Here is a 26,589-nt window from a genome sequence, read left to right as displayed (position 1 = left end):
GTCGTGCCGTCGGTGGCCGAGATCCGCGAGAAGTTCCAGCGCCGCAGGCAGAGCGGAGCCGGGCGGATGGACATGGCGCTGCGCAAACTGCTGGGCCTGGACGCCAAGCTGCGGCAGTACCGTGACGGCGAGCGTTTCGTGCGGGCCGTGGTGGACGAGTCCGGGATGGACGGCTTCAACCGGATCTGGACCTCGCCCAACACCCTGCCCACCAAGCAGGAGATCGCCAAACCCGCGGACTGGGTGGCACGGGTGCACGGGCGGAGCGAAACCTGAGTCGACCCGGGGCACAGAAGGGCCCCGGGGCCTCCCGGTTCACCCGTCCGAGGGACCGTGGGCGCAGGGTAAGCGTGCGATGCTCGAGTATCGCACGCTGTCTGTCACCATCTAGCTACCCTGCGTCATCTTCACCGTCCCGACGCCTCCCCCAGCCTCTCCAGGAGGGAAACCGGACATGGGTCCCCACCCCGCGGTCGCGGCGATACGCCTGGCGGTCCGCCGCGTACTCCACGACGTACTCACAGAACACCAGGCCGCCGACGCCGCACACCCCCTCGTGCTCGTGGCCTGCTCCGGAGGCGCCGACTCCATGGCGCTCGCCTCCGCGCTCGCCTTCGAAGCCCGCAAACTCGCCGTCCGGGCCGGAGCCGTCACCGTCGACCACGGCCTCCAGGACGGCTCCGACACGCGCGCCGCCGAGGTCGTCGCCCGGCTCACCGCCATGCGCCTCGACCCCGTCGAGTCCGTCGCCGTCACCGTCGGCCAGGAAACAAGGGTGGCGCACAGCGCCTCGATCAGGGGTGGTGGCGGGCGACGGGCGGGTGGACCCGAGGCCGCCGCCCGGGACGCCCGCTACGCCGCCCTCGACGCCGCCGCCGACCGACACGGCGCCGCCGCGATCCTGCTCGGCCACACCCGCGACGACCAGGCCGAAACAGTCCTGCTCGGACTCGCCCGCGGCTCCGGCATCCGCTCGCTGTCCGGCATGGCCGCCGTCTCCGGCGCCGCCGGCCGCTACCGCCGCCCCTTCCTCCAGCTCGACCGGCAGACCGTCCGCAAGGCCTGCGTCGCCCAAGAGCTCGCCGTCTGGGACGACCCGCACAACGCCGACCCCGCCTACACCCGCTCCCGGCTCCGCCACGAAGGCCTGCCCGCCCTGGAGAAGGCGCTCGGCAAAGGAGTCGTCGAAGCACTCGCCCGTACGGCCCAGCTCTCCCGCGACGACGCCGACGCCCTCGACTCCTGGGCCGCCGACGCAGAAGCCTCCGTACGCGACGAGACCGGCCGCCTCGAATGCGCCAAGCTCTACGGCCTGCCGCCCGCCGTACGCCGCCGCGTCCTGCGCCGCGCCGTCATCGCCGAGGGCGCACCCGCCGGCTCGCTGTTCGCCCGGCACATCGAGGAAATCGACCGGCTGATCACCGGATGGCGCGGCCAAGGAGCCATCAATCTGCCCGGTCGCGTCGAGGCGCGACGCCAGGGTGGCAGACTGGTCATCCGGCAAGGCTGACGCAAGCTGCAACGAAAGTGACCCGGGTGAACGAGAAGGACATGGGCACCGACCTCAAGTCGGTGCTCATCACCAAGGAAGAGATCGACGCGAAGCTGGCCGAGCTGGCCGCGAAGATCGACGCGGAGTACGCGGGCAAGGACCTGCTCATCGTCGGAGTCCTCAAGGGCGCCGTGATGGTGATGGCGGACCTCGCGCGTGCGCTGTCCACCCCCGTCACCATGGACTGGATGGCCGTCTCCTCCTACGGCGCCGGCACCCAGTCCTCGGGCGTGGTGCGGATCCTCAAGGACCTCGACACCGACATCAAGGGCAAGCACGTCCTGATCGTCGAGGACATCATCGACTCCGGCCTGACGCTGTCCTGGCTGCTGTCGAACCTCGGCTCGCGCGAGCCGGCCTCCCTGGAGGTCTGCACCCTGCTGCGCAAGCCCGACGCCGCGAAGGTCGCGATCGACGTGAAGTGGATCGGCTTCGACATTCCCAACGAATTCGTCGTCGGATACGGCCTCGACTACGCCGAGAAGTACCGCAATCTCCCCTTCGTGGGCACTCTCGCCCCGCACGTCTACGGCGGCTGAGGAACACTGCCCGCACCGGACGCCCTACGGGGAACCCGCACCGCCTTCCCGGCGTTGAAGCAGGGGAAGGCGGCCGAGGGTGACAATGCTGAGGTACCGTCCGAAGAACAGCTTTTTCTCATAGCAGCATTTACCTACGGGCAGGAGGGACGGAGCGATTTCGCTCCGTATGGATGGACGTGAAGCGATACTTCCGTGGGCCGGTCATGTGGATCGTGCTGGCCGTCCTCGCCGTGGTCGTGTTGATGCAGGTCGTCGGCTCGTCCGGCGGCTACAAGACGGTGGACACCGCCAAGGTCGTCCAGGCGATCGACGACAACCAGGTCGACCAGGTCAAGCTGACCACCGGCGACGAACAGATCATCAAGGTCGAGCTCAAGAAGGGCGCCGACCAGAAGAAGTACGGCGGCGGCGACAAGCTCCAGGCCAGCTACATCGGCACCCAGGGCGCCGACCTCGCCACGACTCTGCAGAAGAAGTACGCCGCAGGTGAGATCGAGAACGGCTACACCGTCTCGCCCTCCAAGCAGTCGCCGTTCGTCTCGGTGCTGCTCTCGCTGCTGCCCTTCGTCCTCATCGTGGTCGTCTTCCTGTTCCTGATGAACCAGATGCAGGGCGGCGGCTCCCGAGTCATGAACTTCGGGAAGTCCAAGGCCAAGCTCATCACCAAGGACACCCCGAAGACGACCTTCGCCGACGTGGCGGGCTCCGACGAGGCCGTCGAGGAACTCCACGAGATCAAGGAATTCCTCCAGGAGCCGGCCAAGTTCCAGGCCGTCGGCGCCAAGATCCCCAAGGGTGTGCTGCTCTACGGCCCGCCCGGAACCGGCAAGACCCTCCTCGCGCGCGCCGTCGCCGGAGAGGCCGGCGTGCCGTTCTACTCGATCTCCGGCTCCGACTTCGTCGAGATGTTCGTCGGCGTGGGTGCCTCCCGCGTCCGCGACCTCTTCGAACAGGCCAAGGCCAACGCGCCCGCCATCGTCTTCGTCGACGAGATCGACGCCGTCGGCCGACACCGCGGCGCCGGCCTCGGCGGCGGCCACGACGAGCGCGAGCAGACCCTCAACCAGCTCCTGGTCGAGATGGACGGCTTCGACGTCAAGGGCGGCGTCATCCTGATCGCCGCCACCAACCGGCCCGACATCCTCGACCCGGCGCTCCTGCGCCCCGGCCGATTCGACCGGCAGATCGCCGTCGACCGCCCGGACATGCAGGGCCGTCTGGAGATCCTCAAGGTCCACCAGAAGGGCAAGCCGGTCGCCCCGGACGTCGACCTGGGCGCGGTCGCACGCCGCACCCCGGGCTTCACGGGCGCGGACCTGTCGAACGTGCTGAACGAAGCGGCGCTCCTCACGGCGCGCAGCGACAAGAAGCTGATCGACAACCACTCCCTGGACGAGGCGATCGACCGTGTGGTCGCGGGCCCGCAGAAGCGGACCCGGATCATGTCGGACAAGGAGAAGAAGATCACCGCGTACCACGAGGGCGGACACGCCCTGGTCGCGGCGGCCTCGCCGAACTCCGACCCGGTCCACAAGATCACGATCCTGTCCCGTGGCCGGGCCCTGGGCTACACCATGGTCCTGCCCGAAGAGGACAAGTACTCCACGACCCGCAACGAGATGCTCGACCAGCTGGCGTACATGCTGGGCGGGCGCGCGGCCGAGGAGCTGGTCTTCCACGACCCGACCACGGGCGCGGCCAACGACATCGAGAAGGCCACGGCCACCGCGCGAGCGATGGTCACGCAGTACGGCATGACCGAGCGTCTGGGCGCGATCAAGTTCGGCGGCGACAACAGCGAGCCCTTCCTGGGCCGCGAGATGTCGCACCCGCGCGACTACTCGGAAGAGGTCGCGGCGCTGGTCGACGAAGAGGTCAAGAAGCTCATCGAGACCGCGCACAACGAGGCGTGGGAGATCCTCGTCGAGAACCGTGACGTTCTCGACAACCTGGTCCTGCAGCTCCTGGAGAGGGAGACGCTGGGCAAGGAGGAGATCGCCGAGATCTTCGCCCCGATCGTGAAGCGCCCGGCCCGCCCGGCGTGGACCGGCTCGTCCCACCGCACCCCGTCCACCCGCCCGCCGGTCCTCTCCCCCAAGGAGCTGGCCCTGACCAACGGCGCGTCCCCCGCGTCCGCGTCGACGGTGGACACCACGAAGGCGATCGAGGTCGCCCCGGAGGAAACCCCGGAGCCCTGACCCGGTCCACCCGGAATGGAAGCCGCGCCCCCACAGGTTCTAGCCTGTGGGGGCGCGGCTCTTTTCGCGCCAAGTCAGACAGACGGAACGAGGCACAGATGACCGACCCGGTGACGCTGGACGGCGAGGGCACGATCGGCGAGTTCGACGAGAAGCGCGCCGAGAACGCCGTACGAGAGCTCCTCATCGCGGTCGGAGAGGACCCGGACCGCGAGGGGCTGAGGGAGACGCCGGCGCGGGTGGCGCGGGCGTACAGGGAGCTGTTCGCGGGGCTCTGGCAGAAGCCTGAGGACGTCCTGACGACCACGTTCGACCTGGGGCACGACGAGCTTGTGCTCGTGAAGGGTATCGAACTGATGGCCACCTGTGAGCATCATCTTCTGCCATTTCATGGCGTAGCTCACATTGGCTACATTCCGGCTGAATCGGGCAAAATTACCGGCCTGTCCAAGCTGGCGCGTCTCGTGGACGTTTTCGCTCGCCGCCCGCAGGTGCAGGAGCGACTGACCACTCAGATCGCCGATTCGCTCATGGAGATCCTGGAAGCGCGTGGCGCGATCGTCGTGATCGAGGCCGAGCACATGTGCATGTCCCTGCGCGGCGTCCGTAAGCCGGGGGCGAAGACGACGACCTCGGCGGTACGAGGGCAACTTCGTGACGCTACTACACGTTCTGAGGCCATGTCCCTGATAATGGCCCGTTAGGGGGCGGCTGGCCTGAGTGCCCCATAGCGTCCCGATCAGTGGAGTTGATCACTGATCGAGGGGGATCGGTATGGGGTACGGGCTTTCCAGTAAGCAGCTGGTGAACCTGGTCGGGGGCTGCGCGCAGGCGAAGACGGTCGGCCCAGGCCAGGTGATGTGGACGCTGGACGGCGATCGGACCGTGCAGACCGCCGTCGTCGACGTGAGTGCGGCGAAGGCACGGGAGGCCGTGGAGGTGGTCACCGACCACATGACCTTCATCGCCAGTCCGGATCTACTGCTTCTCACTCCGGACGGCTGGACGCACGCCAGGGACGCCGATGGCGCGACGGTGGCGTGGACGCATGCGCGGAAACTGTGCCGGGAGCGGCTGACGATGTGGCCTGGGTACGAGTTCGGCTATTTCGTCGGTGCGACCTGCGCCGACGGGACGGTCGGCAAGAACTACGTGTCGTTGATCGTGAACGAGGAATGGTTCGCGTCTCGGTACGCGGCGGCCCTGACAGCCTGCACGGGGCTCCCCGCCAGGCTGGAGCCTGTAACCCGCCCGTCCGGCTATCTGCAGCGGGACCTGCCGGGCTTCCGGGTGCGGGTGGTTTCCTCGTACCTCTCCGACGCGATGCGGCATTACGTGGGCGGGGACGCCCACCACATGCGGCAGCGCTTCCCGAGGGTGGTTCTGCGGGACATCGACACATTCCAGGGCTTCCTCGACGGATACATCGACGGCGACGGCTGCCGCATCAAGGATTGGCGCGGGCGGGTGATCGCAAGCGCCAATGTGCCCTTCCTGGCCGAGATCGCTCCCATCATCGGGGCGCGGTTCACGCCGAGGGACAAGGTCAAGGGGGCCTCAAAGCTCTGCGTGTCAGATCGTTGGCAGAGCCGTGGCACCTTCGTCCCCGAGCACCACCCCATCGACCCGCCCGAATCCTCCTGGGTCCAGGTCCGCGAAGTCCGCCCCCGCCCCGCCCTCGGCGCCAAGCCCTTCACGTTCTACAGCTACCGCCTCGAACCGCACCCCACGTTCCTCGTGAACGGGCACCTCGTGCGCGAGCCCTGGTAGGGGGCGTCAGGCCACCGGGGCCGTGCCCGTGCCGTTGTTCTCGTCCTCGGGGAGCTTGCAGACGCGTTCCAAGAAGAGGGCTGCGGCGATGACCGCGAGGCCGGCCACTACCGAGAAGCCGGCGTAGATGGCCTGGTCCCGGCGGGCGGGGACGTCGAGGGAGCCCAGGAGGAAGACGCCGGTGCCGCCGTACATGCCAGAGACGACCGCGGCGACCAGCGCGCTCGCCTGGGCGAAGACGACCGCGCGGGCGGCCATCAGCGGTTCGACGCCCTTCGCGCCGGGGCGGCGGTCGCGCTGGGCCTTGAGGCGGGCGCGGATCGAGAGGGCCGTCGCGGTGAGGACGACGGCGATCGCGGCGAGCACGATGGGCGCGGCGAGGGGGACGCTCGGCAGGGTGCCGAAGGCGTCCCAGAGCCGGGCCGCGCCCCAGGACAGGATTCCGGCCCCGAGGAACAGTCCGGCGAGGACTTTCAGCCGCAGTTGTTTCACCGGGTGTCCTTCGTGGTCGGTCGGCTCGTACAAGACTCGCTGAGCGTAACGACTACTCGGGCAGTCGGAGTTCCAGGTCGGGCCGGGCCTCGACGCCGGCCCGGCCGATTCCGGCCAGCAGCTCGGCGACCGGGCCGTGGCCGGCGAGCCGGGCCTCGGGCTCGACGTCGTGCCAGGGGGCCAGGACGAAGGCGCGCTGGTGGGCGCGGGGGTGCGGCAGGGTGAGGACGGGGTCGTCGGAGATCACGTCCGCGTACGCCACGATGTCGACGTCGATGGTGCGGGCGCCCCAGCGCTCCTCACGGACGCGCAGGAAGGCCTCCTCGACGGCGTGGGCGCGCTCCAGGAGGGAGGAGGGCGGCAGCGTGGTCTTCACGACGACGACCGCGTTGAGGTACGCGGGCTGGGTGCCGGGGTCGACGCCCCAGGGCTCGGTCTCGTAGACCGGGGAGACCGCCTTGACCCGCAGGCCGGGGGTGTCCTCCAGGGCGTCGATGGCGCCCTGCAGGGTCTCCAGGCGGTTGCCGAGGTTGGCGCCGAGGGCGATCACGGCGCGTTTGGGGTTGGACAGGGTGACGTCGGCGGCGTCGACCGTCTCGACCACGGAGGCCGGTACGGGCTGCACGGTCGGGTCACTGTGCGTGGCGTTCATACGCGGCTCCGGGTGATGGTGATGGTGACGTCGTCGAAGGGCACGGTGATCGGTGCGTCCGGCTTGTGGACGACGACCTCGACCTCCTGGACGCCGGGGTGCTTGAGGCACTGCTGGGCGATCCGCTCGGCGAGCGTCTCGATCAGGTCGACCGGTTCGCCCTGCACCACGTCGACGACCTCTTCCGCGACGACGCCGTAGTGCACCGTCTTGGTCAGGTCGTCCTCGGCCGCGGCAGGGCGGGTGTCCAGGCCGAGCACCAGGTCCACGATGAAGGTCTGGCCCTCCTCGCGCTCCTTGGGGAAGACGCCGTGGTGTCCTCGGGCCTTGAGGCCGCGCAGCGCGACACGATCCACGCGAATCACTCCTGCTGTCGTAGTTCTGTGCACACGCCAGCCGGGTGCGGACGGCCGGGTGTCCTTCATCGAATCTACCTGCGGGCACCGACAGCACTTGCCCATGGGGGCGGTGGACGGGGGGCCGCAGGGGTTGGTAGCCGCCCCTACCCAGAGCCTTGGATTCCAATCCAAGAGATTCGGCCGGATGGCCCTTCTGCGGCCTTCTGACCTGTCAGGGCCCGGGTTCGCCCGCCTCTTCCTCGTCGTTGTCGGTGAGCACCGGGGAGGCGTGGTGGGACCAGATCTTCCATCCGTCGAATGTGCGGCGGAACACATTGGTGGCGACGACCAGCTGGCCGACGAGCGGGCCGAGCTCGGCGCCGTCCTCGGCGGGTGCGCCGCTGAGGATGTTCTCGGTGCAGGTGACGATGGCCACGTCCCCGGCGAGGGCGACCTTGACGTCGGTGAGGAAGAACTGGATGTACTCGGTGTTCGCCATGATCAGGGCGTAGGAGCGGAGCACCTGGCCGCGGCCGAAGAGCATGGGCCAGCCCGGGTGGACGCAGGAGACGGCGGAGTGCGGGGGGCCGTCGGCGTCGGCGAGCCAGAGTGTGGAGACCGTCTCGAAGTCGCCCTGTTCCATCGCCTCGTAGAAGGCGGTGTTGGCGGCTTCGACCGCCTGGGTGTCGGTCTCGTGGGTCACCTGGCTCCTTCGACGGCTCTGGCGACGCGGACGGCGTCGGCGGTGGCCCGGACCTCGTGGACGCGGACCGCCCAGGCGCCTTCGTGGGCGGCTATCGCGGAGACGGCGGCGGTGGCGGCGTCGCGTTCGCGGGCGGGCGGCGGCGGGGTGGCGTTGTCGCCGGCGAGGACGGCGCCGAGGAAGCGCTTGCGGGAGGCGGCGACCAGGAGGGGCCGGCCGAGTGCGCGGAGCTCGGCGAGGTGGGCGACGAGGGCGAGGTCGTGCCGGGCGCGCTTGGCGAAGCCGAGGCCGGGGTCGAGGACGATGCGCTCGGGGGCGATGCCGCCGTCGACGACGGCCTCCATGCGGGTGCGCAGTTCGGCGACGACCTCGCCGACGACGTCCTCGTACACGGCGAGGCTGTTCATGTTCTCGCTGAAGCCGCGCCAGTGCATGACGACGAAGGGGACCTCGGCGGCGGCGACCGCGGGGATCATCTCGGGGTCGGCGAGGCCGCCGCTGACGTCGTTGACGAGTGCGGCGCCGGCGGCGACGGCTTGGGCGGCGACGCTGGCGCGCATGGTGTCGACGGAGACGGTGACGCCTTCGGCGGCGAGGCCGCGGACGACGGGGACGACGCGGCGCAGTTCCTCGGCCTCGTCGACGCGGGTGGCGCCGGGGCGGGTGGACTCGCCGCCGACGTCGATGAGGTCGGCGCCTTCGGCGACCAGTTCCATGCCGCGCTTGACGGCTGCGGTGGTGTCGAACCAGCGGCCGCCGTCGGAGAAGGAGTCCGGCGTCACGTTGACGACTCCCATGACCGCGCAGCGGTCCCACTCCGGCAGGCCCTGGGCCGTGCCCCGTCCGTGCAACGTACTCATACGTCCAGCCTAGGGCCCGGCCCGGGGGTCGGACTCCCGGGCCGGACTCGACCTCGGGCCGGGGTCAGGCCGCGCGCACTTCGTGCTCGGCGCTCGTCCGGCCGATGTGGGCGCACGGGCGGGGCGCCGGGGCGGGGCGGCGGCGGGCGAAGGGGCGGGGCAGCGAGACGTTGACGAAGCCCTCGGCCTGCATGGCGGCGAAGCCGATGCGGGGCAGGTCGCGGCTCTTGCGGTAGACGACGAAGCGGGGTTCCCAGCGGGGCTGGAACTTGGCGTTGAACTTGTACAGCGACTCGATCTGGAACCAGCGGGAGAGGAACACGAGCAGGCCGCGCCAGATGCGCAGGACGGGCCCGGCGCCGATCTTCTCGCCGCGGGCGAGGGCGGCGCGGAACATGGCGAAGTTGAGGGAGACCCGCTCGATGCCGAGGCGCGGGGACTCCTGGAGGGCAGCGACGATGAGGAGTTCGTTCATGCCGGGGTCGGCGGAGCGGTCGCGGCGCATGAGTTCGAGGGACATGCCGTCCGGGCCCCAGGGCACGAAGTGGATGATCGCCTTCAGGTCCCCGTACGGGGAGGTCTCGTCGGCCTTGTGCGCGGTGGCGATGACGGCGTCGCCGTCGGCGGCGTCGCCTATGCGGCCCAGTGCCATGGAGAAGCCGCGCTCGGTGTCGGTGCCGCGCCAGTCGGCGGCGGCGCGGCGGATGCCCTCGAGCTCTCCGTCGGAGAGGTCACGGACGCGGCGGACGCGGGTCTGGTAACCGTTGCGCTCGATGCGCTTCACCATCTGCCGGACGTTGCGCATGGCCCGCCCGGAGAGGGAGAAATCCGCGACGTCCACCACCGCCTCGTCGCCGAGTTCGAGGGCGTCGAGCCCGGTCTCGCGGGTCCAGACCTCGCCGCCGGTCTCGGAGCAGCCCATGACGGCGGGGGTCCAGGAGTGGGCCTTGGCCTCGTCCATGAAGCGTTCGATGGCGCCGGGCCAGGCCTCGACGTCGCCGATGGGGTCGCCGCTGGCGAGCATCACGCCGGAGACGACGCGGTAACAGACGGCGGCCTTGCCGCTGGGGGAGAAGACGACGCCCTTGTCGCGGCGGAGCGCGAAGTGGCCGAGGGAGTCGCGGCCGCCGTGCTTGGCGAGCAGGGCGCGCAGCTTGGCCTCGTCGTCCTCGGTGAGCCGGGCGGCGGGGTGCTCGGGCCGGAAGGCGAAGTAGACGGTGGTGAGGGCGGTGAGCATGCCGAGCGCGCCGAGCGAGTAGCCGACGGTCCAGTCGGCGTTGCCGGTGTAGGCGACCGGGCCCTCGGTGCCGACCAGGCCGTACAGGACGTGTTCCAGGCGGTCCGTCAGGCTGGGGCTGCCGACGATGCGGCGGGGGTGGGCGCTGACGACGACCAGGCCGAGGGCGATGGAGCCGGCGCCCATGAGGACGAAGTTGGCGAGTGCCCGCCAGCGGCTGCGCGGGTCCGGCAGCGCGGCGAACTGGTCGCGGTGGCGCAGCAGCGGGATCAGCAGGGCGAGCGAGAGCAGGACGCCGACGACGGAGTGCCGCCAGGTGAACTGGGCGGCGGCGCCGAGCGGCAGCAGGACGACGGCGGCCCGCCAGGCGCGGCGCTTGTGGCGCTTGAGGCCGTGGGCGAGCAGCAGCAGCAGGACGCCGGCACTGAGGGAGAGCGCGGCGGAGAGCGGGCCGAGGGTGCCGGGGAGGACCTCGGCGAGGGCGTGCATGCGGCTGGCCCGGAACCGGGGGAAGACCCCGGCGGCGATGTCGATCAGGCCGATGAACGAGCAGGCCGTGCCGACGAGGGTGGGCACCGCTTCGGGGCGCGGTCCGCTCAGGATCCGTCGTACCCGAACCGGAACCGATACTGATTTGTCCCCATCTACCGTGACAGACATCGCTTCCCGTGGCTCCGCGAGAGAATCTGGATCCGGCGGCCAGCGGGCACGGCCGGAGGAGTTGCGCCCTCTAGGACGGTGCTTCGCGGGAGCGGGTTCACTCGCTCACACGAAATTCTCACGAAGAAAGTTCGATCACCTCATGGGTCTCACCAGCAACAAAGTTCTGGCGCTGGCCGTCACGCTGGCCGTGGTGTTCTTCGTCGCCACGGTCTGGCTGTGGCCACGGCTGTCGCGCCGGAACTGGCGCGCCGTCCTCGGCCGGGTCGGCCTGCTGCTCGCGACCCAGCTGGCGCTGTTCGCGTCGGTCGGCCTCGCGGCGAACAAGTCCTTCCTCTTCTACGGGTCCTGGGCGGACCTGTTCGGCCAGGAGCAGTCGCTCGGCGTGGTCGTCGACCACTCGGCCGGCAGCAAGGACGTGAAGGTCGTCGGCAAGCAGCAGCTGGACGTGCCGGGCGCCTCGCGGTCGGAGGTCGGCGGGCAGATACAGAAGGTCGTGGTGAGCGGCGCGAAGTCGGGCATCACCAGCCCGGCGTACGTGTATCTGCCGCCGCAGTACTTCCAGCCGGCGTACGCGAAGACCACGTTCCCGGTCTCGGTGGTGCTGACGGGGTATCCGGGCACGGCGGAGAACCTGCTCAAGGGCCTGAAGTACCCGCGGACCGCCTTCCAGCAGGTGAAGGAGGGGAAGATGCGGCCGATGATTTTGGTGATGCTGCGGCCGACGGTCGCGCCGCCGCGGGACACCGAGTGCGTCGACGTCAAGGGCGGCCCGAAGACGGAGACCTTCTTCGCGCAGGACCTGCCGACGGCGGTGGCGTCGATGTACCGGGTCGGCACGCAGCCGCGCAGCTGGGGCTTCATCGGCAACTCGACGGGCGGCTACTGCGCGCTGAAGATCGCGCTGCACCACCCGGAGCGGTACGCGGCGGGCGCCGGCCTGTCGGCGTACTACAAAGCGGCCGAGGACGTGACGACGGGCGACCTGTTCCACGGGGACGACCGGGCGCGCAAGCGGGCCAACCTGCTGTGGAGCCTGGACCACCGGCCCCAGGGGAAGTCCTCGTTCCTGGTGACCTCGTCCAAGGAGGGCGAGGGGAACCTGAAGGGGACGCTCGCCTTCATCAAGAAGGTGAAGGCCCCGGCGCGGGTCTCCTCGATCATGCTGGACAGCGGCGGCCACAACTTCAACACGTGGAACCGGGAGATCCCGCCCACCCTGGTGTGGATGAGCGGGCGGCTCAGCGCGAGCTGACGGACCGCCGGACCGCGCGGTGCAGGGCGGCCGGGGTGAGCACGCCGACCTGCCGGCCGGCCTGCTCCGGGTCGACGACCGGGACCCAGTCCGCGTCGTGCAGCAGCAGCGCGGACAGGGCGTCCTTCAGCGGCGCGCCGAGAGGGACGGCCGGCGGGGGAGTCCGCTTGTCGACGGCCGGGCCGCCGCCCTGGTCGAGGTCGTGCACGGTGATCGGGGTGACGGCGAGCCGCTTGAGGCCGCGGTCCGCGCCGACGAAGTCGGCGACGTACTCCGTGGCGGGCGCGCCGAGCACGGCGGCCGGGGTGTCGAACTGCTCGATGCGGCCCTGCCCGTAGACGGCGATGCGGTCGCCGAGCCGGACGGCCTCCTCCAGGTCGTGGGTGACGAACAGGACCGTCTTGCGGACGGTGGCCTGGAGGTTCAGGAACTCGTTCTGGAGCCGTTCGCGGACGACCGGGTCGACCGCGCCGAACGGCTCGTCCATCAGCAGCACCGGCGGGTCGGCGGCCAGCGCGCGGGCGACGCCGACGCGCTGGCGCTGGCCGCCGGAGAGCTGCTCGGGATAGCGGTGGCCGAAGGTCCCCGGGTCGAGGCCGACCAGGTCGAGGAGTTCGGCGGCGCGCTCCCTGGCCCTCGCCCTGCTCCAGCCGAGCAGCGCGGGGACGGTCGCGGTGTTGTCCAGGACGGTGCGGTGCGGGAAGAGGCCGACCTGCTGGATGACGTAGCCGATGCGTCGGCGCAGGGCGACCGGGTCGACGCGGGCGATGTCCTGGCCGTCCAGGAGGATCTGGCCCTCGGTGGGCTCGATCAGCCGGTTCACCATCTTCATGGTGGTCGTCTTGCCGCAGCCGGACGGGCCGACCAGGGTGACCAGTTCGCCCTCGGCGACGTCGAAGGAGAGGTCGTCGACGGCCGTGGTGCCGTCGGCGTACCGCTTGGTCACGTGCTCGAACCGGATCATGGCTCCATTGTGGCCGCTCGCGGCGGGGCGTGTGTGAAGGGCGTGTTGCCGCATGGTGGCGGTGCTCGGTGATTGTCGGCAGCGGTTGTTAGGGTCGCCACACATACGTTCGGAAAGGCCGAGGCGACCGGGGGGAGGCGCATGAGCACCGCGAACTGTCTGGTGACGAACGACTGGATCTGCGGGGAGTACCTGCGCACCCGCAGCGGCGAGTTGACGGACGCGACGCTCCAGCATGTGGGCATCACCGTCGTGTCCGTGCTGCTCGGACTGCTGGTGGCGTTCCCGCTCGCGCTCCTCGTACGGGCCCGGCCGCGGCTGGCCGCCCCGGTGCTCGGCCTGACGACGCTGCTCTACACGATCCCGTCGCTGGCGATGTTCTCGCTGCTGCTGCCGTTCTTCGGGCTCTCCTCGGCGCTGGTGGTGACCGGCCTGGTCCTGTACTCGCTGACGATCCTGGTACGGAACATCCTGGCCGGGCTCGACGCGGTGCCGGCCGAGACGCGGGAGGCGGCGCGCGGCATGGGGTACGGCTCCGGCCGGCTGCTGTGGGAGGTCGAACTGCCGCTGGCGCTGCCCACACTGATGGCCGGGGTGCGGATGGCGACGGTCTCGACGATCGCGCTGACGACGGTCGGGTCGATCGTGGGCCGCGGCGGGCTCGGCAACCTGATCGAGGACGCGCTGCCGACGTTCTTCAAGGCGCAGGTGCTGGCCGCCTCCGTGCTGTGCGTGCTGCTCGCGGTGGCGGCGGACGCGGCGCTCCTCGGCCTGCAGCGGCTGCTGACGCCCTGGGCGCGGATACGCACGGCCCGGGGGGCGATCTGATGGGCGCGGTCTGGGGCGCTTGGTCCTGGCTGACCACGGGCGCCAACTGGGCCGGCGCGGACGGGGTCTGGCAGCGGCTCGGCGAGCATCTGTACGTGAGCGGGGTCGCGCTGCTCGTGGCGTGCGCGCTCGCGCTGCCGCTCGGACTGTGGCTGGGCCACCTGGGCCGGGGCGGCACGGTGGCGATCAACGTGTCCAACGCGGGCCGGGCGGTGCCTGTCTTCGCCGTGCTCGCCCTGTTCATGGTCTCGCCGCTGCGCAACGCCGGATACGTCCCGACCGTGACCGCGCTGGTGCTGTTCGCCGTGCCGCCGCTGCTGACCCACGCGTACGTGGGGATGCGCGAGGTCGACCGGGCGGTCGTGGAGGCCGCGCGCGGGATGGGCATGTCGGGCGGTCAGCTGTTCCGGCGGGTCGAACTCCCGCTCGCCCGCCCGCTGCTGATGACCGGACTGCGCTCGGCGGCCGTGCAGGTGGTCGCCACCGCGACCATCGCCGCGATGGTCGGCCAGGGCGGCCTCGGCCGGATCATCACCGCCGGGTTCGCCACGTACGACACCGCGCAGGTGGTGGCGGGCGCGCTCCTGGTGGCGTTGCTCGCGCTGCTGGTGGAGGCGTTCCTGGTGGGGGCCGACCGACTGATCGACCGATCGACCGATCGACGAAGGAAATGGGTGATCTCGTGAGCAGGACCTCGCGTGTCGCGGGTGCGGTGCTGGCCGTCGCGGCGCTGACCGGCGGGCTGACCGCGTGCGGCGGCGACAGCCTGGAGAAGGCCGGCGGCTCGGGCTCGGCGGGCGGTGCGAAGAAGGGGACGCTGGTCGTCGGCGCCGCGGCCTTCACCGAGTCCAAGGTGCTGGCGGAGCTGTACGCGCAGATCCTCGGCGACGCCGGGTACAGCACCTCCGTCACCACGGTGAAGAACCGTGAACTGTACGAACCCGCCCTGGAGAAGGGCGAGATAGACGTCGTGCCGGAATACGCGGCGACGATCGCGGAATTCCTGAACGCCAAGGCGAACGGCCCGAAGGCGCCCGAGGAGAAGCCGGTCGCGTCCGGCGATGCGGCCGCCACGGTGGAAGCGCTGAAGAAGCTCGCCGAACCGCGCGGACTGAAGGTCCTGGCGCACGGCGAGGCCGTGGACCAGAACGCCTTCGCGGTCAGCAAGGAATTCGCCGAGAAGAACAAGCTCACGAGCCTTTCCGATCTCGGCGGGGCGAAGCTGAAGGTGAAGATCGCGGCCGGCGACGAATGCGCGGTGCGGCCGTTCTGCGCGCCGGGCCTGAAGAAGACGTACGGCATCGACGTCGCCGGGATCGACCCCAAGGGCGTCGGTACCCCGCAGGCCAAGCAGGCCGTGAAGGACGGCGTGGACCAGTTGGTCCTGACGACCACCACCGACGCCACGATCGAGTCGTTCGGCCTGGTCTTCCTCGCCGACGACAAGAAGCTGCAGAACGCCGACAACGTGCTGCCGGTGCTCAATGCGAAGGACGCCGGCGCGCCGGAGATCGCGGCCGCCCTCGACAAGATCACCAAGGTGCTCACCACCGCCGATCTCGCCGAGTTGAACCGCAAGGTGGACGCCGAGCGGGCCAAGCCGGAGGACGTCGCGAAGGCGTATCTGGAGTCGAAGGGGCTGCTCCGGAAGTAACGTCCGAGCAAAGGGGAGTCGGCCATTCCGGAAGTGCCGGAAGAGATGGCCGAAGAGATTGCGGGGGCGGCCCCCCACGGGCCGCCTACGCACGGTAAATTTCAGGCCATGCCACGTGGACGCCACCGCCATTCCCCGCCCCTGCACAAGCTCCTGCCGCCCTCCGCGGTCGCCGGCGCTTCCGCTGTCTGTGCGGTAGGCGCCTGGCTGTTCGCGGATCCGCTGGTCCTGCGGCTGCTCGTGGCGGCCGCGGCCGCCGCCGCCGTCACCGGCGCCGTGCTCATGCGCGGCTGGGACCGCAGCGCCGGCCGCAAGGTCGCCGAGCTGGGCCGCGCCCGCACCGCGGACCAGTGGAAGGCCGAGGAGCGGATCGCCGAGCTGGAGTCCGACCTGGAGGAGTCCCGCGAGCTGCGCGCCAAGCTCGACGCGAAGCTGCGCTCCAAGCGGGTCGAGCTGGCCGGGCTTCGCAACGAGCACGCCGAGCTGCTGCGCCGCTACGCCACCGCCGAGACCGAGCGGGCCAGCGCCCTGGAGGGCCGCCGCCAGCTCGCGCTCGAAGCCGCCGCCCCCGCCAAGGAGCTGCCGGCCGCCGGGTCCACGCCGACCCCGGCCGCGTACGAAGCGGCCGCCAAGGCGCTGCGGAACCTCTCGCGCAACGCGGCGGCCCAGGAGGCCCGGCGCACCGCCGAGGCCGCCCGCAGCCGCGACCTCGCCGAGCGGGCCCGGGAGGCGGAGGAGCCGCAGGGGAAGCACGCGGCCGCCGCCGGGCCCGAGCAGCACGCCCGTACGACGGCCGCCCACACCATGCGGACCGTCCCGGCCGCGGCCGCGATCGCCCCGTACGCCGCCCGCCGGCCCACCCCGCGCCCGGAGGGCAACTTCGACTTCTTCGGCACGCAGGCCGGGCAGGGCGCCAAGGCGCTGCAGGCCGGCAAGCAGGCCGTCGCCGCCATCGAGGCGGTGCAGCACGAGGACCTCGCCGACGTGGTCGGCGAGGAGGTCCTCGCTGAGGCCGTCGCGGTCGTCCCCCGGCCCGTCCCCGAGCGGGCGATCGGCCAGGTCATCGACCTGACCGCGCACGACGAGACGGAGCAGCTCGACGTGGCCGAGCTCCGCGGGGCGGTCAACTCGTGACCCCGGACGCGGGCCTCGCCCTGAGCGAGCCGACCGACCCGGCGGCCCTGCGCGACGAGCTGATCGCCCTGTGCGCGCAGGCCTTCTGCGGCCCGCCGTGGCACGAGCCGCCGCGCGGCGCGGTCCGCACCGTCGACCGCCTGCTCGGCGTGGCCGGCCGCCCCGGCTTCCGCATGGTCGCCGCACACGACGCCGACGGCGCGCTGACCGGCATCGCGGCCGGCTGGCCCGACACCGTCCTGTCCGGCGGGGAGCAGGCCTTCGAGCTGTACGAGCTCGTCGTCGCCCCCGCCCACCAGGGCCGCGGCCTCGGCCGCGCCCTGCACGACGGGCTCCTCGCCCTCGCCCCCGGGCCGCGCCTGCTGATGACCCTGGACGTGCCGGAACTGCGCGGCCGGTACGAGCGGTGGGGCTGGAACGTGGTGGAGCACCGGGCCCCGGAGAGGGTCCCGCAGAACTACGTGGTGATGCGCGCGGACTGAGTCCCGCGCGGGCGGCGCTACTTGTCGATGTCGCCGACGACGAAGAACAGCGAGCCGAGGATCGCGACCATGTCCGCGACCAGAGTCCCCGGCAACAGCACCGTCAGGGCCTGGATGTTGTTGAACGAGGCCGAGCGGAGCTTGAGCCGGTACGGCGTCTTCTCGCCCTTGGACACCAGGTAGTAGCCGTTGACGCCGAGCGGGTTCTCGGTCCAGGCGTAGGTGTGGCCCTCGGGAGCCTTGAGCACCTTCGGCAGCCGCTGGTTGATCGGCCCGGGCGGCAGCTCGTCGACCCGGTCCAGGCAGGCGTCGGCCAGGTCGAGCGCGTTGTGCGTCTGCTCCAGGAGGCACTCGAAGCGGGCCAGGCAGTCCCCGTCCTCGCGGGTGACCACCTTGAGGGTGTCCTGGAGCTCCCCGTACGCGAGGTACGGCTCGTCGCGCCGCAGGTCGAAGTCGACGCCGGAGGCGCGGGCGATCGGCCCGGTCACCCCGAAGGAGTGCACCGCCTGCGCCGACAGCACGCCGACGCCGCGGGTGCGGCCCCGGAAGATCTCGTTGCCGAGGACCAGACGGTCGTACACGTCCATCCGCGACCGGACGTCGGCGACCGCGGCGCGGGCCCGGCCGAGCCAGCCGGCCGGCAGGTCCTCCTTGAGGCCGCCGACACGGTTGAACATGTAGTGCATCCGGCCGCCGGAGACCTCCTCCATGACGGCCTGGAGCTCCTCGCGCTCCCGGAAGGCGTGGAAGACGGGGGTGATGCCGCCGAGTTCGAGCGGGTACGAGCCGAGGAACATCAGGTGGTTGAGTACCCGGTTCAGCTCGGCGAGCAGCGTGCGCGTCCACACCGCCCGCTCGGGGACCTCCATGCCGAGCATCCGCTCGACGGCCATGACGACGCCGAGCTCGTTGGAGAACGCGGAGAGCCAGTCGTGGCGGTTGGCCAGCATGACGATCTGCCGGTAGTCGCGCGCCTCGAAGAGCTTCTCGGCCCCGCGGTGCATGTACCCGATGACCGGCTCGGCGTGCCGCACGACCTCGCCGTCGAGCACCAGCTTGAGCCGGAGCACGCCGTGCGTGGAGGGATGCTGCGGCCCGATGTTCAGCACCATGTCGGTGCTCTCCGCCGCCCCGCCGATTCCGACCGTCGTCTCCGTCATGGGGACAGTATCCCTGCCCGGTGACGCTCATCCCCTTCCGTGTGGGCAATCGTCCCGCAGTGGGGGTCCCCCAGGACGAAGTCCTAGGGGGAGGGACGGGTGGGCACACGGGACGGCGCCCTTGCGGGCGCGTTCCGCTCACGTGCCTGGCGCCCACGGGCACGGCGCCCTGTCAGGCCCGCTCGCCCGGCACCTCGTGCCGCAGCCACAGAAAGTCCCCGAGCCCACCCCGCGCGGTCAGCTCGGCCGCCTCCCCGGCGGAGGCCAGCGCCCGCACATACCCGGCAGGGTCCGACGACGCGAGCGCGAGTGCCGGCCGCTCCCCGCTCACCCCCAGCTCCCGCAGCGCCTCCCGCTGCGTCACGAGCTCCCCCGCGCCCCCCGCCACCGCGTCCATCGCCACATGCGCCGTGACGTCACAGCTCCCGTCCGGCGCCGCCGCCACCTCCCGCCCGTCCCGGAACCCGGTCAGCGTGCCGAACGGCGGCCGGGTGTCCCGTACATGCCCGTAGTCCACCGCCACCGCCGTACCGGCCGCCAGGCAGGACACCGCCGCCGCCCACGCCTCGTCGCGCGGCCGGCCGATCTCCGCCCGCTCGCCCGGCTCCCGCAGCGGCCACCACCGCCGCAGCCACTCCGCGTCCGGGCCGGTCACCTCCGCGCCCAGGCGCTCCGCGCCGTCCGCGCGCACCTCCACGTACCGGGCCACGCCCGCCTCGTCCGCCTGCGCGACGTCCACCGGCACGTTGTCCAGCCACTCGTTCGCGAAAAGCAGCCCCCGCACCCCCTCAGGGATCCGGTCCGTCCACTCGATCCGCGGGTCGAGCCCGGCCGGCCGGTCCGCGCGCTCCACGGCGTACGCCCGTACCGCGAGGCCGCCCGGGACCGCCGCGAGCACCCCCGTCAGCAGCTCGCCCCGCCCCGCGCCCACGTCCACCAGCGCGACCTCGCCCTCGCCGCCCAGCGCTTGGGCCACCTGCCCGAGCAGCCGGGCCACCGCCCCCGCGAAGAGCGGGGAGGCGTGCACGGAGGTGCGGAAATGGCCTGCGGGGCCCTCCGGTCGCAGGTAGAAGCCGCCGGGCCCGTACAGCGCCCGCTCCGTGGCCTCCCGCCAGCCCCGCCATCCCTGCTGCTGACACGTCTCATCCATCACGCGCCCCAGTCTCCACCTTGCGGAGTACGGTGCTCACGGCAAGGATCGGCCCTCCGGTTGACCCCTGCACCTATCCCCCTTCCCTACGCTGGGTCACGTGCAGCGCGTCTACGACTTCCTCCGCAGGCACCCGACAGGCGTCGACACCTTCTGGGCCGTCGTCCTCTTCGGGTTCTCCGTGCTGTGGGTGGTCACCACCTACCCGTCGGTCGAGGCGCCCGGCGCGTACGCGGCCGTCGCCGCGCTGTTCGGCGTCGTCGTGGCGCTGCGCCGCAGGATGCCGGAGCGGATGCTGTTGCTCGCGGTCGTCCTCGGCGTCGCGCAGCTCGCGTTCGGCCTGATGCCGTTCTTCGCCGATTTCGCGATGCTGGTGATCATCTACACCGTCGCCGCGCACGACGGGCCGCGCTGGGCCTCCAGACTGGCTCTCGCCGGCGGTCTGAGCTCCGCGACGCTCGCGCAGCTGAGGTGGCCGGCCGACGGCCCCGGCTCCGGGCTCGCGCATGTCTTCTTCACCGTGATCATGACCGTGCCGTTCGTGCTCGCCTGGGTTCTCGGCGACTCGCTGCGCACCCGCCGCGCCTACTTCGCGCAGCTGGAGGAGCGCGCCTCGCGCCTGGAGAAGGAGCGCGAGGCGCAGGCCAAGGTCGCCGTCGCCGCCGAGCGGGCCCGGATCGCCCGCGAGCTGCACGACGTCGTCGCGCACAACGTGTCGGTGATGGTGGTCCAGGCGGACGGCGCCGCGTACGTCCTCGACAGCTCGCCCGAGCAGGCCAAGCAGGCCCTGGAGACCATCTCCGGCACCGGCCGCCAGGCGCTCGCCGAGATGCGCCGGCTGCTCGGCGTGCTGCGCACGGGCGAGCACCGGGAGGCGGGGGAGTACGTGCCGCAGCCGGACGTCCAGCAGATCGAGGACCTGGTCGAGCAGGTCCGCCAGGCCGGACTGACCGTGGACTTCCGGATCGAGGGGTCCCCGCGCCCGCTGCCCAGCGGCGTCGAGCTCACCGCGTACCGGATCGTCCAGGAAGCCCTCACCAACACCCGCAAGCACGGCGGCCCGGAGGCCGGGGCCAGCGTCCGGCTCGTCTACTTCGACGACGGCCTCGGCCTGCTCGTCGAGGACGACGGCCGGGGCGCGACGCACGAGATGTACGAGGACGGGGGCGCCGACGGCCGGGGCCACGGCCTGATCGGCATGCGCGAGCGGGTCGGCATGGTCGGCGGCACCCTGGACGCGGGTCCGCGGCCCGGGGGAGGCTTCCGGATCAGCGCCCTGCTCCCTCTGAAGCCCGCTCACTGACGCCCAGGAACACGAAGGAACCCCATGTCCATCCGCGTGATGCTCGTCGACGACCAGGTGCTGCTGCGCACCGGCTTCCGCATGGTTCTTGCCGCCCAGCCGGACATGGACGTCGTCGCCGAGGCGGGCGACGGCGCGGAGGCGATCGAGAACCTGCGCACGACGGCCGTGGACGTGGTGCTGATGGACGTCCGCATGCCGCGCCTCGACGGGGTCGAGGCGACGCGGCGGATCTGCGCCCAGCCGAACCCGCCGAAGGTGCTCATCCTGACCACCTTCGACCTGGACGAGTACGCGTTCTCCGGGCTGAAGGCGGGCGCGAGCGGTTTCATGCTGAAGGACGTGCCGCCGGCCGAGCTGCTCGGCGCGATCCGCTCCGTGCACAGCGGCGACGCCGTCGTCGCCCCGTCGACCACCCGCCGGCTCCTCGACCGCTTCTCCCCGATGCTGCCGTCCTCCGGCAAGGAGCCGGAGCACAAGGCGCTGGAGAAGCTCACGGACCGCGAGCGCGAGGTGATGCTCCTGGTCGCCCAGGGCCTGTCGAACGGCGAGATCGCCGCCCGCCTGGTCCTGTCGGAGGCCACGGTCAAGACCCACGTCGGCCGCATCCTGACCAAGCTCGCGCTGCGCGACCGGGTCCAGGTGGTGGTCCTCGCGTACGAGACGGGCCTGGTGCGGGCGGGCGGCGCGGGGCTCTGAGACCGTGCTGCTCTGGATCAACGGCCCGTTCGGGGGCGGGAAGACGCAGACGGCGTACGAGCTGAGGCGCCGGCTGCCCGGAAGTGTGATCTGCGACCCCGAGCACATCGGCTTCGGCCTGCACCGGACGCTGCCGGAGGGGCTCCGCGGCGACTTCCAGGACCTGCCCGCCTGGCGGCGGGGCGTGCACGAGGTGCTGGACCTGGCGCTGCGGAAGCACGAGGGCGGGCCGCTGATCGTGCCGATGACGCTGGTGGAACCGGCGTACTTCGAGGAGATCGTCGGCCGGCTGCGGGCGGACCACGGGCCGGAGCGGGTGCGGCACTTCGCGCTGCTCGCGGACCGCGAGACGGTCCTGAAGCGGCTGACCGAGCGGGGCCTGGGGCGCGGCCTGAAGCGGGAGAGCTTCGCGGTGCGGATGCTGGATACGTGCCTGGAGCGGCTGAACGAGCCGGACTTCGGGGAGCACATCCGTACCGACCGGCTGCCCGTCCCGCAGGTCGCGGACCGGATCGCGGAACTGTCCGGCCTCCGGCTCGCGCCGAACACGTACGGACCGCTGCGGCACCGGCTGCGGCGGATCCGGGTCGGCCTGTCGCACCTCCGCTTCGACTGAGGCGCAGGCTCGGCGTCGGCTAGCGCAGCACGCTCTCCAGGAAGTCGCTGCCGAGGCGGGCGACGACCGCGACGTCGAGCTGGTGGAGCACGTACCGGCCGCGGCGCTGCGTGGTGACGAGTCCGGCCTTCTTCAGGACCGCGAGGTGCCGGGAGACCTCGGGCGCGGTGATCCCGTACGCGTCGGCCAGCTCGCTCGTCGAGAACGCGCCCCGGGCGAGGCTGCGGCACATCCGCATCCGCATCGGGTGCGCGACCGCCTCCAGGCGGAGCCGGACCGTGTCGACGGGCAGCGCGCCGCCGAGGTCGCGGGCGGCGACCGGGTACTGGATCACAGGCTGCCAGCCGGGCGTCCTGAGCGCGAAGAGGTGCGGCCAGCCGAAGGCGGTCGGCATCAGCGTCACGGCGGAGCCCTCGGCGTCCGTACGGCTGTGCACCAGCTTGTCGACGACGATCCGGGCGCCGTGCTCGTCCTCCTCCAGGCTCAGCGCGGGGGAGGCGGCCGTCAGCGCCTCGGCCAGGCCCTTGCGGCGCAGCAACTCGGTCTTGTGGCGGGCGTCGGCGGAGAGCTGGACGCGGGCGCGGCGCCAGGTGTCGGCGAAGAACGCGTCGTCGCAGTCCTCCAGGAGCCGGCGGATCCAGGCGCGGGTGGCCGTGGGATCGGCGAGCATCCGCTCCACGAACGCGGCCCGGCGCGGGCCGCGCGCGGTGGCCAGGTCGAGGGTGCGGCGACGGCTGTCCTCGTCGACCAGCGGGGAGGGGAGGCCGTCGGTGTTGCGGTGGCTGCAGGAGATCTCCAGGGCCGCGCCGACGAACTTCTCGTCGTCCATCCGGTCCAGGTCGTCGAGTTCCTCGGCGAGGGTCGCGCGGGGCTGGGCGGGCAGCAGGAAGTCGGAGCGGGTGGACCGCCACATGAAGTCGGCCTCGTGCAGCCGGTCGGCGAGCTCGGGCTTGAGGGCGGCGGAGGTGGTGGTGGTCCACGCGTGGAGGCGGGCGTGGTGGGCCGGCTCGGACAGCGCGTGCAGGGCGGCGCCGAGTTCGGCCAGCGGCGAGGGGCAGAAAGTGATCCGCTCGGGCGGCAGTCCGGTGATGTCGATGGTCACGCTCACGGACCCATGGTGCGGGCTGTCGTGGGGGTGCTGTCGCGCCGTTTGACGGGGCTGGTCAATCGGCGGGCCCCGGGGGCGGGGGCAGGCGCACGGTGACATGCATGAACGCGATGCATCAGTACCTCTTCGACGCCTACCGCGCCACGCAGCACAGGGACGCGCTGCCGCCGGTCCCCGGGCGCCACGACGTCGCGGCGTTGCGCTCCGCGCGGGACGCGCGCCGCTTCGCCCGCGTCGTGGCGGGCCGCCCCGCCCGAGGCCGCCTCCGAGCGTTCCTCCGCCGCCGCCGGCCCTGCTGACCGGGGCGGCGGGGGATTCGGACCGGGGTGTTCAGACCAGGTGTGTCAGGAAAGCCCGGACCGCTTCGCGTACGTCCTCCGGGGTCCACTCCAGGCCGGGGGCAGCCACCGTGACCTCTGTGGCCGCCATGCCCGGCGGGCCGCCCGCCGGGGCGGAGAACCAGCGGCGGAACAGGACCGTGCTCGTCTGTTCCGCCAGGGCCACGGAGGCTTCCGTCAGGGCGTCCGCCCCGTACGGGAGCCAGACCTGGAACTGGTGGGTGTGCGGGACCTCCGGGTGGATCCGGAACCACGGCAGCCCCGCCTCCGTGAACGCCTCCCGCATCGCCGCCGCCACCGTCCGGGCGTGCGCCACGTACGACGGCAGGCGCGGCAGCTCCGTCTGCAGGCCCCGCAGCGCGGACAGCGCCGTCGGGTACTGCTGGAAGAGCAGGCCGCCGTACCGGTGCAGCCATACCCGCGCCTCGGCGATCAGGTCCTCCGGACCCGCGAGCGCCGCGCCCGACATCCCGCCGAGGGACTTGTAGAACGACACGTACACGCTGTCCGCGAGCCCCGCGATCTCCCGCAGCTCCCGGCCGCCGAAGTGCGGGCCGCACTCCCACAGACGCGCGCCGTCGAAGTGGACCACCGCGTCCCGCTCCCGGGCCGCGTCCACCACGTCGACCAGCTCGTCCCAGGACGGCAGCACGAAACCCGCGTCCCGCAGGGGCAGCTCCAGCATCAGCGTGCCGAAGGGCTCCGGGTGCTCCCGTACCTCCTCGGCCGTCGGGAGCCGGGGCTCGGTCGTCGGATGGACCGTGCGCAGGCCGCTCACCGCGCCCAGCGCGCCGTCCTCGTGGACCTCCGGATGCGCGAGCGGGTGGAGCGCGACGACCTCGCTGCCCGTCCGCCCCGCCCAGCAGCGCAGCGCCACCTGCTGGGCCATCGTCCCAGTCGGGAAGAACACCGCCGCCGGGAAGCCCAGGAGCTCCGCCACCCGCCGCTCCACCTCGGCGACCGGACCGCCGCCGTAGGCGTCGACCAGCTCGTACGGGTCCATGAGCTTGTAGGGGGCGTCGACCAGCTCTCTCAGCTCGGTCAGCCGTTCCGCGACCGTGGCCTCCACCGGCGTGTGCCACAGTGCCCGTTCCGCGCCGTACCAGGCCGTGGCCCGTCGCCGTCGCGCTTCCTGCTCCGGGTCTTCGCGGTGCTCCGAGTCGTCGTTCATGCGCTGATCATCACACTGCCGCCCACAGCCTGTGGACAGTCCGCCGGCAGTCGCGAAACCTCGTGAAACGCTGGCGTAGCATGGCCAGAAATCGTCCGGTACCCGCCGAGGACTGGAACGGAAGGCCGCCGTCAGCGTGAACGCACCACCAGAGTCCCGAGCCGAGGACCGCCCCGCCCGTCTCACCGTGGGCGTCGTCGGCGCCGGCCGGGTCGGGCCCGCGCTCGCGGCGTCCCTGCAGCTCGCCGGGCATCGGCCGGTGGCCGCCTCCGGGGTCTCCGACGCGTCCCGCCGCCGCGCCGCGGCCCTCCTGCCCGACGTGCCGCTCGTGCCGCCCGCCGAGGTGCTGGCGCGCGCCGAGCTCGTCCTGCTGACCGTTCCCGACGACGCCCTGCCGGGCCTGGTCGAGGGACTCGCCGAGACCGGCTCCGTACGGCCCGGGCAGCTGATCGTGCACACCTCCGGGCGGTACGGGGTCCAGGTCCTCGACCCCGTCCGGCGGGCCGGCGCGCTCCCGCTCGCCCTGCACCCCGCCATGACGTTCACCGGCACCCCCGTCGACGTCCAGCGGCTGGCCGGCTGCTCCTTCGGGGTGACCGCCCCCGACGAGCTGCGGCTGGCCGCCGAGGCCCTGGTCATCGAGATGGGCGGCGAGCCCGAGTGGATCGCGGAGGCCAACCGGCCGCTCTACCACGCGGCCCTCGCCCTCGGCGCGAACCACCTGGTCACCCTGGTCGCCCAGTCGATGGAGCTGCTCCGCACCGCCGGGGTCGCCGCCCCCGACCGGATGCTCGGCCCGCTCCTCGGCGCCGCGCTCGACAACGCGCTGCGCTCCGGCGACGCGGCCCTCACCGGCCCGGTCGCCCGCGGCGACGCCGGCACGGTCGCCGCGCACGTCGCCGAGCTGCGCAAGCACGCCCCCGGTGCGGTCGCCGGCTACCTGGCCATGGCCCGCTCCACCGCCGACCGGGCCCTGGCCCACGGCCTGCTGAAGCCCGAACTCGCCGAGGACCTGCTGGGGGTCCTGGCCGAGCGCCCCGCCACGTCCCAGGGAGACGACCGATGAGCCTCGCCCCGGTCCGCACGGCCGCCGAGCTGCGCGCCCAGGGGGCCGCCGGCCCCCGCGCGGTCGTCATGACCATGGGCGCGCTGCACGACGGCCACGCCACGCTGATCCGCACCGCCCGCGCGCACGTCGGCCCCGAGGGGCACGTCACCGTCACCGTCTTCGTCAACCCGCTCCAGTTCGGCGCGGGCGAGGACCTCGACCGCTACCCGCGCACCCTCGACGCCGACCTGAAGGTCGCCGAGGACGCCGGCGCGGACGCCGTGTTCGCCCCGTCCGTCGACGAGGTCTACCCCGGCGGCGAGCCGCAGGTCCGGATCACCGCGGGCCCGATGGGCGAGCTGCTCGAAGGCGCCTCCCGCCCCGGCCACTTCGACGGCATGCTCACCGTCGTCGCCAAGCTGCTCCACCTCACCCGTCCGGACGTGGCCTTCTTCGGCCAGAAGGACGCCCAGCAGCTCGCACTGATCCGCCGGATGGTCCGCGACCTGAACTTCCCGGCCGAGATCGTCGGCGTGCCGACCGTCCGCGAGGCCGACGGGCTGGCCCTGTCCAGCCGCAACCGCTACCTCTCGCCCGCCGAGCGGCGCACCGCGCTCGCCCTGTCCCGCGCGCTGTTCGCCGCCCGCGACCGGCTCGGCGCGCAGCACGCGCTGC

General features: G+C 72.0%; 29 protein-coding genes. 18 read left to right on the top strand and 11 right to left on the bottom strand.

Going from position 1 to position 26,589, the window contains the following annotated elements:
• The 6 genes from VIU94_RS35345 to VIU94_RS35320 form a co-directional block, all read left to right on the top strand.
• On the top strand, positions 1 to 276 hold a 276-nt coding region (locus tag VIU94_RS35345; RefSeq protein ID WP_331918046.1), incomplete at its 5' end, for a zinc-dependent metalloprotease.
• 178 nt (positions 277 to 454) lie between these two features.
• Positions 455 to 1,510 carry a tRNA lysidine(34) synthetase TilS gene (gene tilS, locus VIU94_RS35340; RefSeq protein WP_331918044.1) on the top strand — a complete coding sequence of 352 codons (1,056 nt, stop codon included), beginning with the start codon at positions 455 to 457 and terminating at the stop codon, positions 1,508 to 1,510.
• A gap of 41 nt (positions 1,511 to 1,551) precedes the next feature.
• Entirely contained in the window at positions 1,552 to 2,091 is a 540-nt protein-coding gene (gene hpt / locus VIU94_RS35335) for a hypoxanthine phosphoribosyltransferase (protein ID WP_132917781.1), read from the top strand.
• Between the two features lie 173 nt (positions 2,092 to 2,264).
• Positions 2,265 to 4,292: an ATP-dependent zinc metalloprotease FtsH gene (ftsH, locus tag VIU94_RS35330; RefSeq protein ID WP_331918042.1), complete on the top strand. Its 2,028-nt coding sequence runs from the start codon at positions 2,265 to 2,267 to the stop codon at positions 4,290 to 4,292.
• A 98-nt stretch (positions 4,293 to 4,390) separates the two neighbouring features.
• On the top strand, positions 4,391 to 4,996 hold the full coding sequence (folE, locus tag VIU94_RS35325; protein ID WP_331918040.1) for a GTP cyclohydrolase I FolE: 606 nt from the start codon (positions 4,391 to 4,393) through the stop codon (positions 4,994 to 4,996).
• Positions 4,997 to 5,066: 70 nt separating this feature from the next.
• Positions 5,067 to 6,062: a hypothetical protein gene (locus VIU94_RS35320; RefSeq protein WP_331918038.1), complete on the top strand. Its 996-nt coding sequence runs from the start codon at positions 5,067 to 5,069 to the stop codon at positions 6,060 to 6,062.
• Between the two features lie 6 nt (positions 6,063 to 6,068).
• Here VIU94_RS35320 and VIU94_RS35315 read toward each other — a convergent pair whose 3' ends face one another.
• From VIU94_RS35315 to VIU94_RS35290, 6 genes are all read right to left on the bottom strand, one after another.
• Positions 6,069 to 6,554 carry a DUF3180 domain-containing protein gene (locus VIU94_RS35315; protein WP_331918050.1) on the bottom strand — a complete coding sequence of 162 codons (486 nt, stop codon included), beginning with the start codon at positions 6,552 to 6,554 and terminating at the stop codon, positions 6,069 to 6,071.
• Positions 6,555 to 6,606: 52 nt separating this feature from the next.
• Entirely contained in the window at positions 6,607 to 7,206 is a 600-nt protein-coding gene (gene folK, locus VIU94_RS35310; RefSeq protein WP_331918036.1) for a 2-amino-4-hydroxy-6-hydroxymethyldihydropteridine diphosphokinase, read from the bottom strand.
• The gene (gene folB, locus VIU94_RS35305; protein WP_331918034.1) at positions 7,203 to 7,562 is read right to left on the bottom strand and encodes a dihydroneopterin aldolase; all 360 of its coding nucleotides are present in this window, start codon (positions 7,560 to 7,562) and stop codon (positions 7,203 to 7,205) included. The genes folK and folB overlap by 4 nt, the downstream gene beginning before the upstream one ends.
• A gap of 214 nt (positions 7,563 to 7,776) precedes the next feature.
• Positions 7,777 to 8,247 carry a nuclear transport factor 2 family protein gene (locus VIU94_RS35300; protein ID WP_331918032.1) on the bottom strand — a complete coding sequence of 157 codons (471 nt, stop codon included), beginning with the start codon at positions 8,245 to 8,247 and terminating at the stop codon, positions 7,777 to 7,779.
• Positions 8,244 to 9,107, bottom strand: coding sequence for a dihydropteroate synthase (folP, locus tag VIU94_RS35295; RefSeq protein WP_331918030.1), 864 nt, complete (start codon positions 9,105 to 9,107; stop codon positions 8,244 to 8,246). Before folP ends, VIU94_RS35300 begins: the two co-directional genes overlap by 4 nt.
• A 64-nt stretch (positions 9,108 to 9,171) precedes the next feature.
• The gene (locus tag VIU94_RS35290) at positions 9,172 to 11,004 is read right to left on the bottom strand and encodes a phosphatidylglycerol lysyltransferase domain-containing protein (RefSeq protein ID WP_331918028.1); all 1,833 of its coding nucleotides are present in this window, start codon (positions 11,002 to 11,004) and stop codon (positions 9,172 to 9,174) included.
• 142 nt (positions 11,005 to 11,146) lie between these two features.
• Between VIU94_RS35290 and VIU94_RS35285 the strand changes: the two genes are divergently transcribed.
• Complete coding sequence (locus VIU94_RS35285; protein ID WP_331918026.1) at positions 11,147 to 12,259, top strand: alpha/beta hydrolase; 1,113 nt, start codon at positions 11,147 to 11,149, stop codon at positions 12,257 to 12,259.
• Here the strand turns inward: VIU94_RS35285 and VIU94_RS35280 are convergent.
• The gene (locus VIU94_RS35280) at positions 12,246 to 13,223 is read right to left on the bottom strand and encodes an ABC transporter ATP-binding protein (RefSeq protein WP_331918024.1); all 978 of its coding nucleotides are present in this window, start codon (positions 13,221 to 13,223) and stop codon (positions 12,246 to 12,248) included. The two genes, VIU94_RS35285 and VIU94_RS35280, sit on opposite strands and share 14 nt — an antisense overlap.
• A 141-nt stretch (positions 13,224 to 13,364) precedes the next feature.
• On the opposite strand from VIU94_RS35280, the gene VIU94_RS35275 reads away from it, so the two are divergent.
• From VIU94_RS35275 to VIU94_RS35255, 5 genes are all read left to right on the top strand, one after another.
• Complete coding sequence (locus tag VIU94_RS35275) at positions 13,365 to 14,051, top strand: ABC transporter permease (RefSeq protein ID WP_331918022.1); 687 nt, start codon at positions 13,365 to 13,367, stop codon at positions 14,049 to 14,051.
• The gene (locus VIU94_RS35270; protein WP_331918020.1) at positions 14,051 to 14,737 is read left to right on the top strand and encodes an ABC transporter permease; all 687 of its coding nucleotides are present in this window, start codon (positions 14,051 to 14,053) and stop codon (positions 14,735 to 14,737) included. The genes VIU94_RS35275 and VIU94_RS35270 overlap by 1 nt, the downstream gene beginning before the upstream one ends.
• Positions 14,722 to 15,705, top strand: a complete 984-nt coding sequence (locus VIU94_RS35265; protein WP_331918018.1) for an ABC transporter substrate-binding protein — start codon at positions 14,722 to 14,724, stop codon at positions 15,703 to 15,705. Before VIU94_RS35270 ends, VIU94_RS35265 begins: the two co-directional genes overlap by 16 nt.
• 108 nt (positions 15,706 to 15,813) lie before the next feature.
• Positions 15,814 to 16,839 carry a coiled-coil domain-containing protein gene (locus tag VIU94_RS35260; protein ID WP_331918016.1) on the top strand — a complete coding sequence of 342 codons (1,026 nt, stop codon included), beginning with the start codon at positions 15,814 to 15,816 and terminating at the stop codon, positions 16,837 to 16,839.
• Positions 16,836 to 17,321, top strand: a complete 486-nt coding sequence (locus VIU94_RS35255; protein ID WP_331918014.1) for a GNAT family N-acetyltransferase — start codon at positions 16,836 to 16,838, stop codon at positions 17,319 to 17,321. Before VIU94_RS35260 ends, VIU94_RS35255 begins: the two co-directional genes overlap by 4 nt.
• A 17-nt stretch (positions 17,322 to 17,338) precedes the next feature.
• On the opposite strand, the gene VIU94_RS35250 is transcribed toward VIU94_RS35255, so the two are convergent.
• Positions 17,339 to 18,481: an NADH-quinone oxidoreductase subunit D gene (locus VIU94_RS35250; protein WP_331918012.1), complete on the bottom strand. Its 1,143-nt coding sequence runs from the start codon at positions 18,479 to 18,481 to the stop codon at positions 17,339 to 17,341.
• Positions 18,482 to 18,653: 172 nt separating this feature from the next.
• On the bottom strand, positions 18,654 to 19,631 hold the full coding sequence (locus VIU94_RS35245) for an SAM-dependent methyltransferase (protein WP_331918048.1): 978 nt from the start codon (positions 19,629 to 19,631) through the stop codon (positions 18,654 to 18,656).
• 100 nt (positions 19,632 to 19,731) lie between these two features.
• On the opposite strand from VIU94_RS35245, the gene VIU94_RS35240 reads away from it, so the two are divergent.
• From VIU94_RS35240 to VIU94_RS35230, 3 genes are read left to right on the top strand one after another with little or no spacing between them, the layout of a single operon-like run.
• Positions 19,732 to 20,934 (top strand): sensor histidine kinase, encoded by a 1,203-nt coding sequence (locus VIU94_RS35240; RefSeq protein WP_331918010.1) that lies wholly within the window; start codon positions 19,732 to 19,734, stop codon positions 20,932 to 20,934.
• A gap of 24 nt (positions 20,935 to 20,958) precedes the next feature.
• A complete protein-coding gene (locus VIU94_RS35235; RefSeq protein ID WP_331918008.1) occupies positions 20,959 to 21,633 on the top strand; it encodes a response regulator transcription factor in 675 nt (224 codons plus the stop codon).
• 4 nt (positions 21,634 to 21,637) lie between these two features.
• Positions 21,638 to 22,249 (top strand): AAA family ATPase, encoded by a 612-nt coding sequence (locus VIU94_RS35230; protein ID WP_331918006.1) that lies wholly within the window; start codon positions 21,638 to 21,640, stop codon positions 22,247 to 22,249.
• A gap of 19 nt (positions 22,250 to 22,268) precedes the next feature.
• Here the strand turns inward: VIU94_RS35230 and VIU94_RS35225 are convergent, their stop codons facing one another.
• Complete coding sequence (locus tag VIU94_RS35225) at positions 22,269 to 23,357, bottom strand: DUF5937 family protein (protein ID WP_331918004.1); 1,089 nt, start codon at positions 23,355 to 23,357, stop codon at positions 22,269 to 22,271.
• Between the two features lie 101 nt (positions 23,358 to 23,458).
• On the opposite strand from VIU94_RS35225, the gene VIU94_RS35220 reads away from it, so the two are divergent.
• The gene (locus VIU94_RS35220) at positions 23,459 to 23,656 is read left to right on the top strand and encodes a hypothetical protein (protein ID WP_331918002.1); all 198 of its coding nucleotides are present in this window, start codon (positions 23,459 to 23,461) and stop codon (positions 23,654 to 23,656) included.
• A 31-nt stretch (positions 23,657 to 23,687) separates the two neighbouring features.
• On the opposite strand, the gene VIU94_RS35215 is transcribed toward VIU94_RS35220, so the two are convergent.
• Positions 23,688 to 24,866 carry a threonine aldolase family protein gene (locus VIU94_RS35215; protein ID WP_331918000.1) on the bottom strand — a complete coding sequence of 393 codons (1,179 nt, stop codon included), beginning with the start codon at positions 24,864 to 24,866 and terminating at the stop codon, positions 23,688 to 23,690.
• A 136-nt stretch (positions 24,867 to 25,002) separates the two neighbouring features.
• Here VIU94_RS35215 and VIU94_RS35210 point away from each other — a divergent pair, with 136 nt between their 5' ends.
• Entirely contained in the window at positions 25,003 to 25,932 is a 930-nt protein-coding gene (locus tag VIU94_RS35210; RefSeq protein WP_331917998.1) for a Rossmann-like and DUF2520 domain-containing protein, read from the top strand.
• A partial coding sequence (gene panC / locus VIU94_RS35205) for a pantoate--beta-alanine ligase (RefSeq protein ID WP_331917996.1) occupies positions 25,929 to 26,589 on the top strand: 661 nt, incomplete at its 3' end. The genes VIU94_RS35210 and panC, both read left to right, overlap by 4 nt.

Source organism: Streptomyces sp., from assembly GCF_036566765.1.
In the GTDB taxonomy this organism is placed as follows: domain Bacteria; phylum Actinomycetota; class Actinomycetes; order Streptomycetales; family Streptomycetaceae; genus Streptomyces.
Note: the sequence above shows the minus strand (reverse complement) of the source record. Positions and strands in the feature narration are given on the sequence as shown.

Coding starts and splice junctions, on each gene's coding strand:
- tilS (WP_331918044.1), top strand. CDS start 455: ATGGGTCCCCACCCCGCGGTCGCGGCGATACGCCTGGCGGTCCGCCGC.
- hpt (WP_132917781.1), top strand. CDS start 1,552: ATGGGCACCGACCTCAAGTCGGTGCTCATCACCAAGGAAGAGATCGAC.
- ftsH (WP_331918042.1), top strand. CDS start 2,265: ATGGACGTGAAGCGATACTTCCGTGGGCCGGTCATGTGGATCGTGCTG.
- folE (WP_331918040.1), top strand. CDS start 4,391: ATGACCGACCCGGTGACGCTGGACGGCGAGGGCACGATCGGCGAGTTC.
- VIU94_RS35320 (WP_331918038.1), top strand. CDS start 5,067: ATGGGGTACGGGCTTTCCAGTAAGCAGCTGGTGAACCTGGTCGGGGGC.
- folK (WP_331918036.1), bottom strand. CDS start 7,206: ATGAACGCCACGCACAGTGACCCGACCGTGCAGCCCGTACCGGCCTCC.
- folP (WP_331918030.1), bottom strand. CDS start 9,107: ATGAGTACGTTGCACGGACGGGGCACGGCCCAGGGCCTGCCGGAGTGG.
- VIU94_RS35290 (WP_331918028.1), bottom strand. CDS start 11,004: ATGTCTGTCACGGTAGATGGGGACAAATCAGTATCGGTTCCGGTTCGG.
- VIU94_RS35285 (WP_331918026.1), top strand. CDS start 11,147: ATGGGTCTCACCAGCAACAAAGTTCTGGCGCTGGCCGTCACGCTGGCC.
- VIU94_RS35280 (WP_331918024.1), bottom strand. CDS start 13,223: ATGATCCGGTTCGAGCACGTGACCAAGCGGTACGCCGACGGCACCACG.
- VIU94_RS35275 (WP_331918022.1), top strand. CDS start 13,365: ATGAGCACCGCGAACTGTCTGGTGACGAACGACTGGATCTGCGGGGAG.
- VIU94_RS35270 (WP_331918020.1), top strand. CDS start 14,051: ATGGGCGCGGTCTGGGGCGCTTGGTCCTGGCTGACCACGGGCGCCAAC.
- VIU94_RS35265 (WP_331918018.1), top strand. CDS start 14,722: ATGGGTGATCTCGTGAGCAGGACCTCGCGTGTCGCGGGTGCGGTGCTG.
- VIU94_RS35260 (WP_331918016.1), top strand. CDS start 15,814: ATGCCACGTGGACGCCACCGCCATTCCCCGCCCCTGCACAAGCTCCTG.
- VIU94_RS35250 (WP_331918012.1), bottom strand. CDS start 18,481: ATGACGGAGACGACGGTCGGAATCGGCGGGGCGGCGGAGAGCACCGAC.
- VIU94_RS35245 (WP_331918048.1), bottom strand. CDS start 19,631: ATGGATGAGACGTGTCAGCAGCAGGGATGGCGGGGCTGGCGGGAGGCC.
- VIU94_RS35235 (WP_331918008.1), top strand. CDS start 20,959: ATGTCCATCCGCGTGATGCTCGTCGACGACCAGGTGCTGCTGCGCACC.
- VIU94_RS35220 (WP_331918002.1), top strand. CDS start 23,459: ATGAACGCGATGCATCAGTACCTCTTCGACGCCTACCGCGCCACGCAG.
- VIU94_RS35215 (WP_331918000.1), bottom strand. CDS start 24,866: ATGAACGACGACTCGGAGCACCGCGAAGACCCGGAGCAGGAAGCGCGA.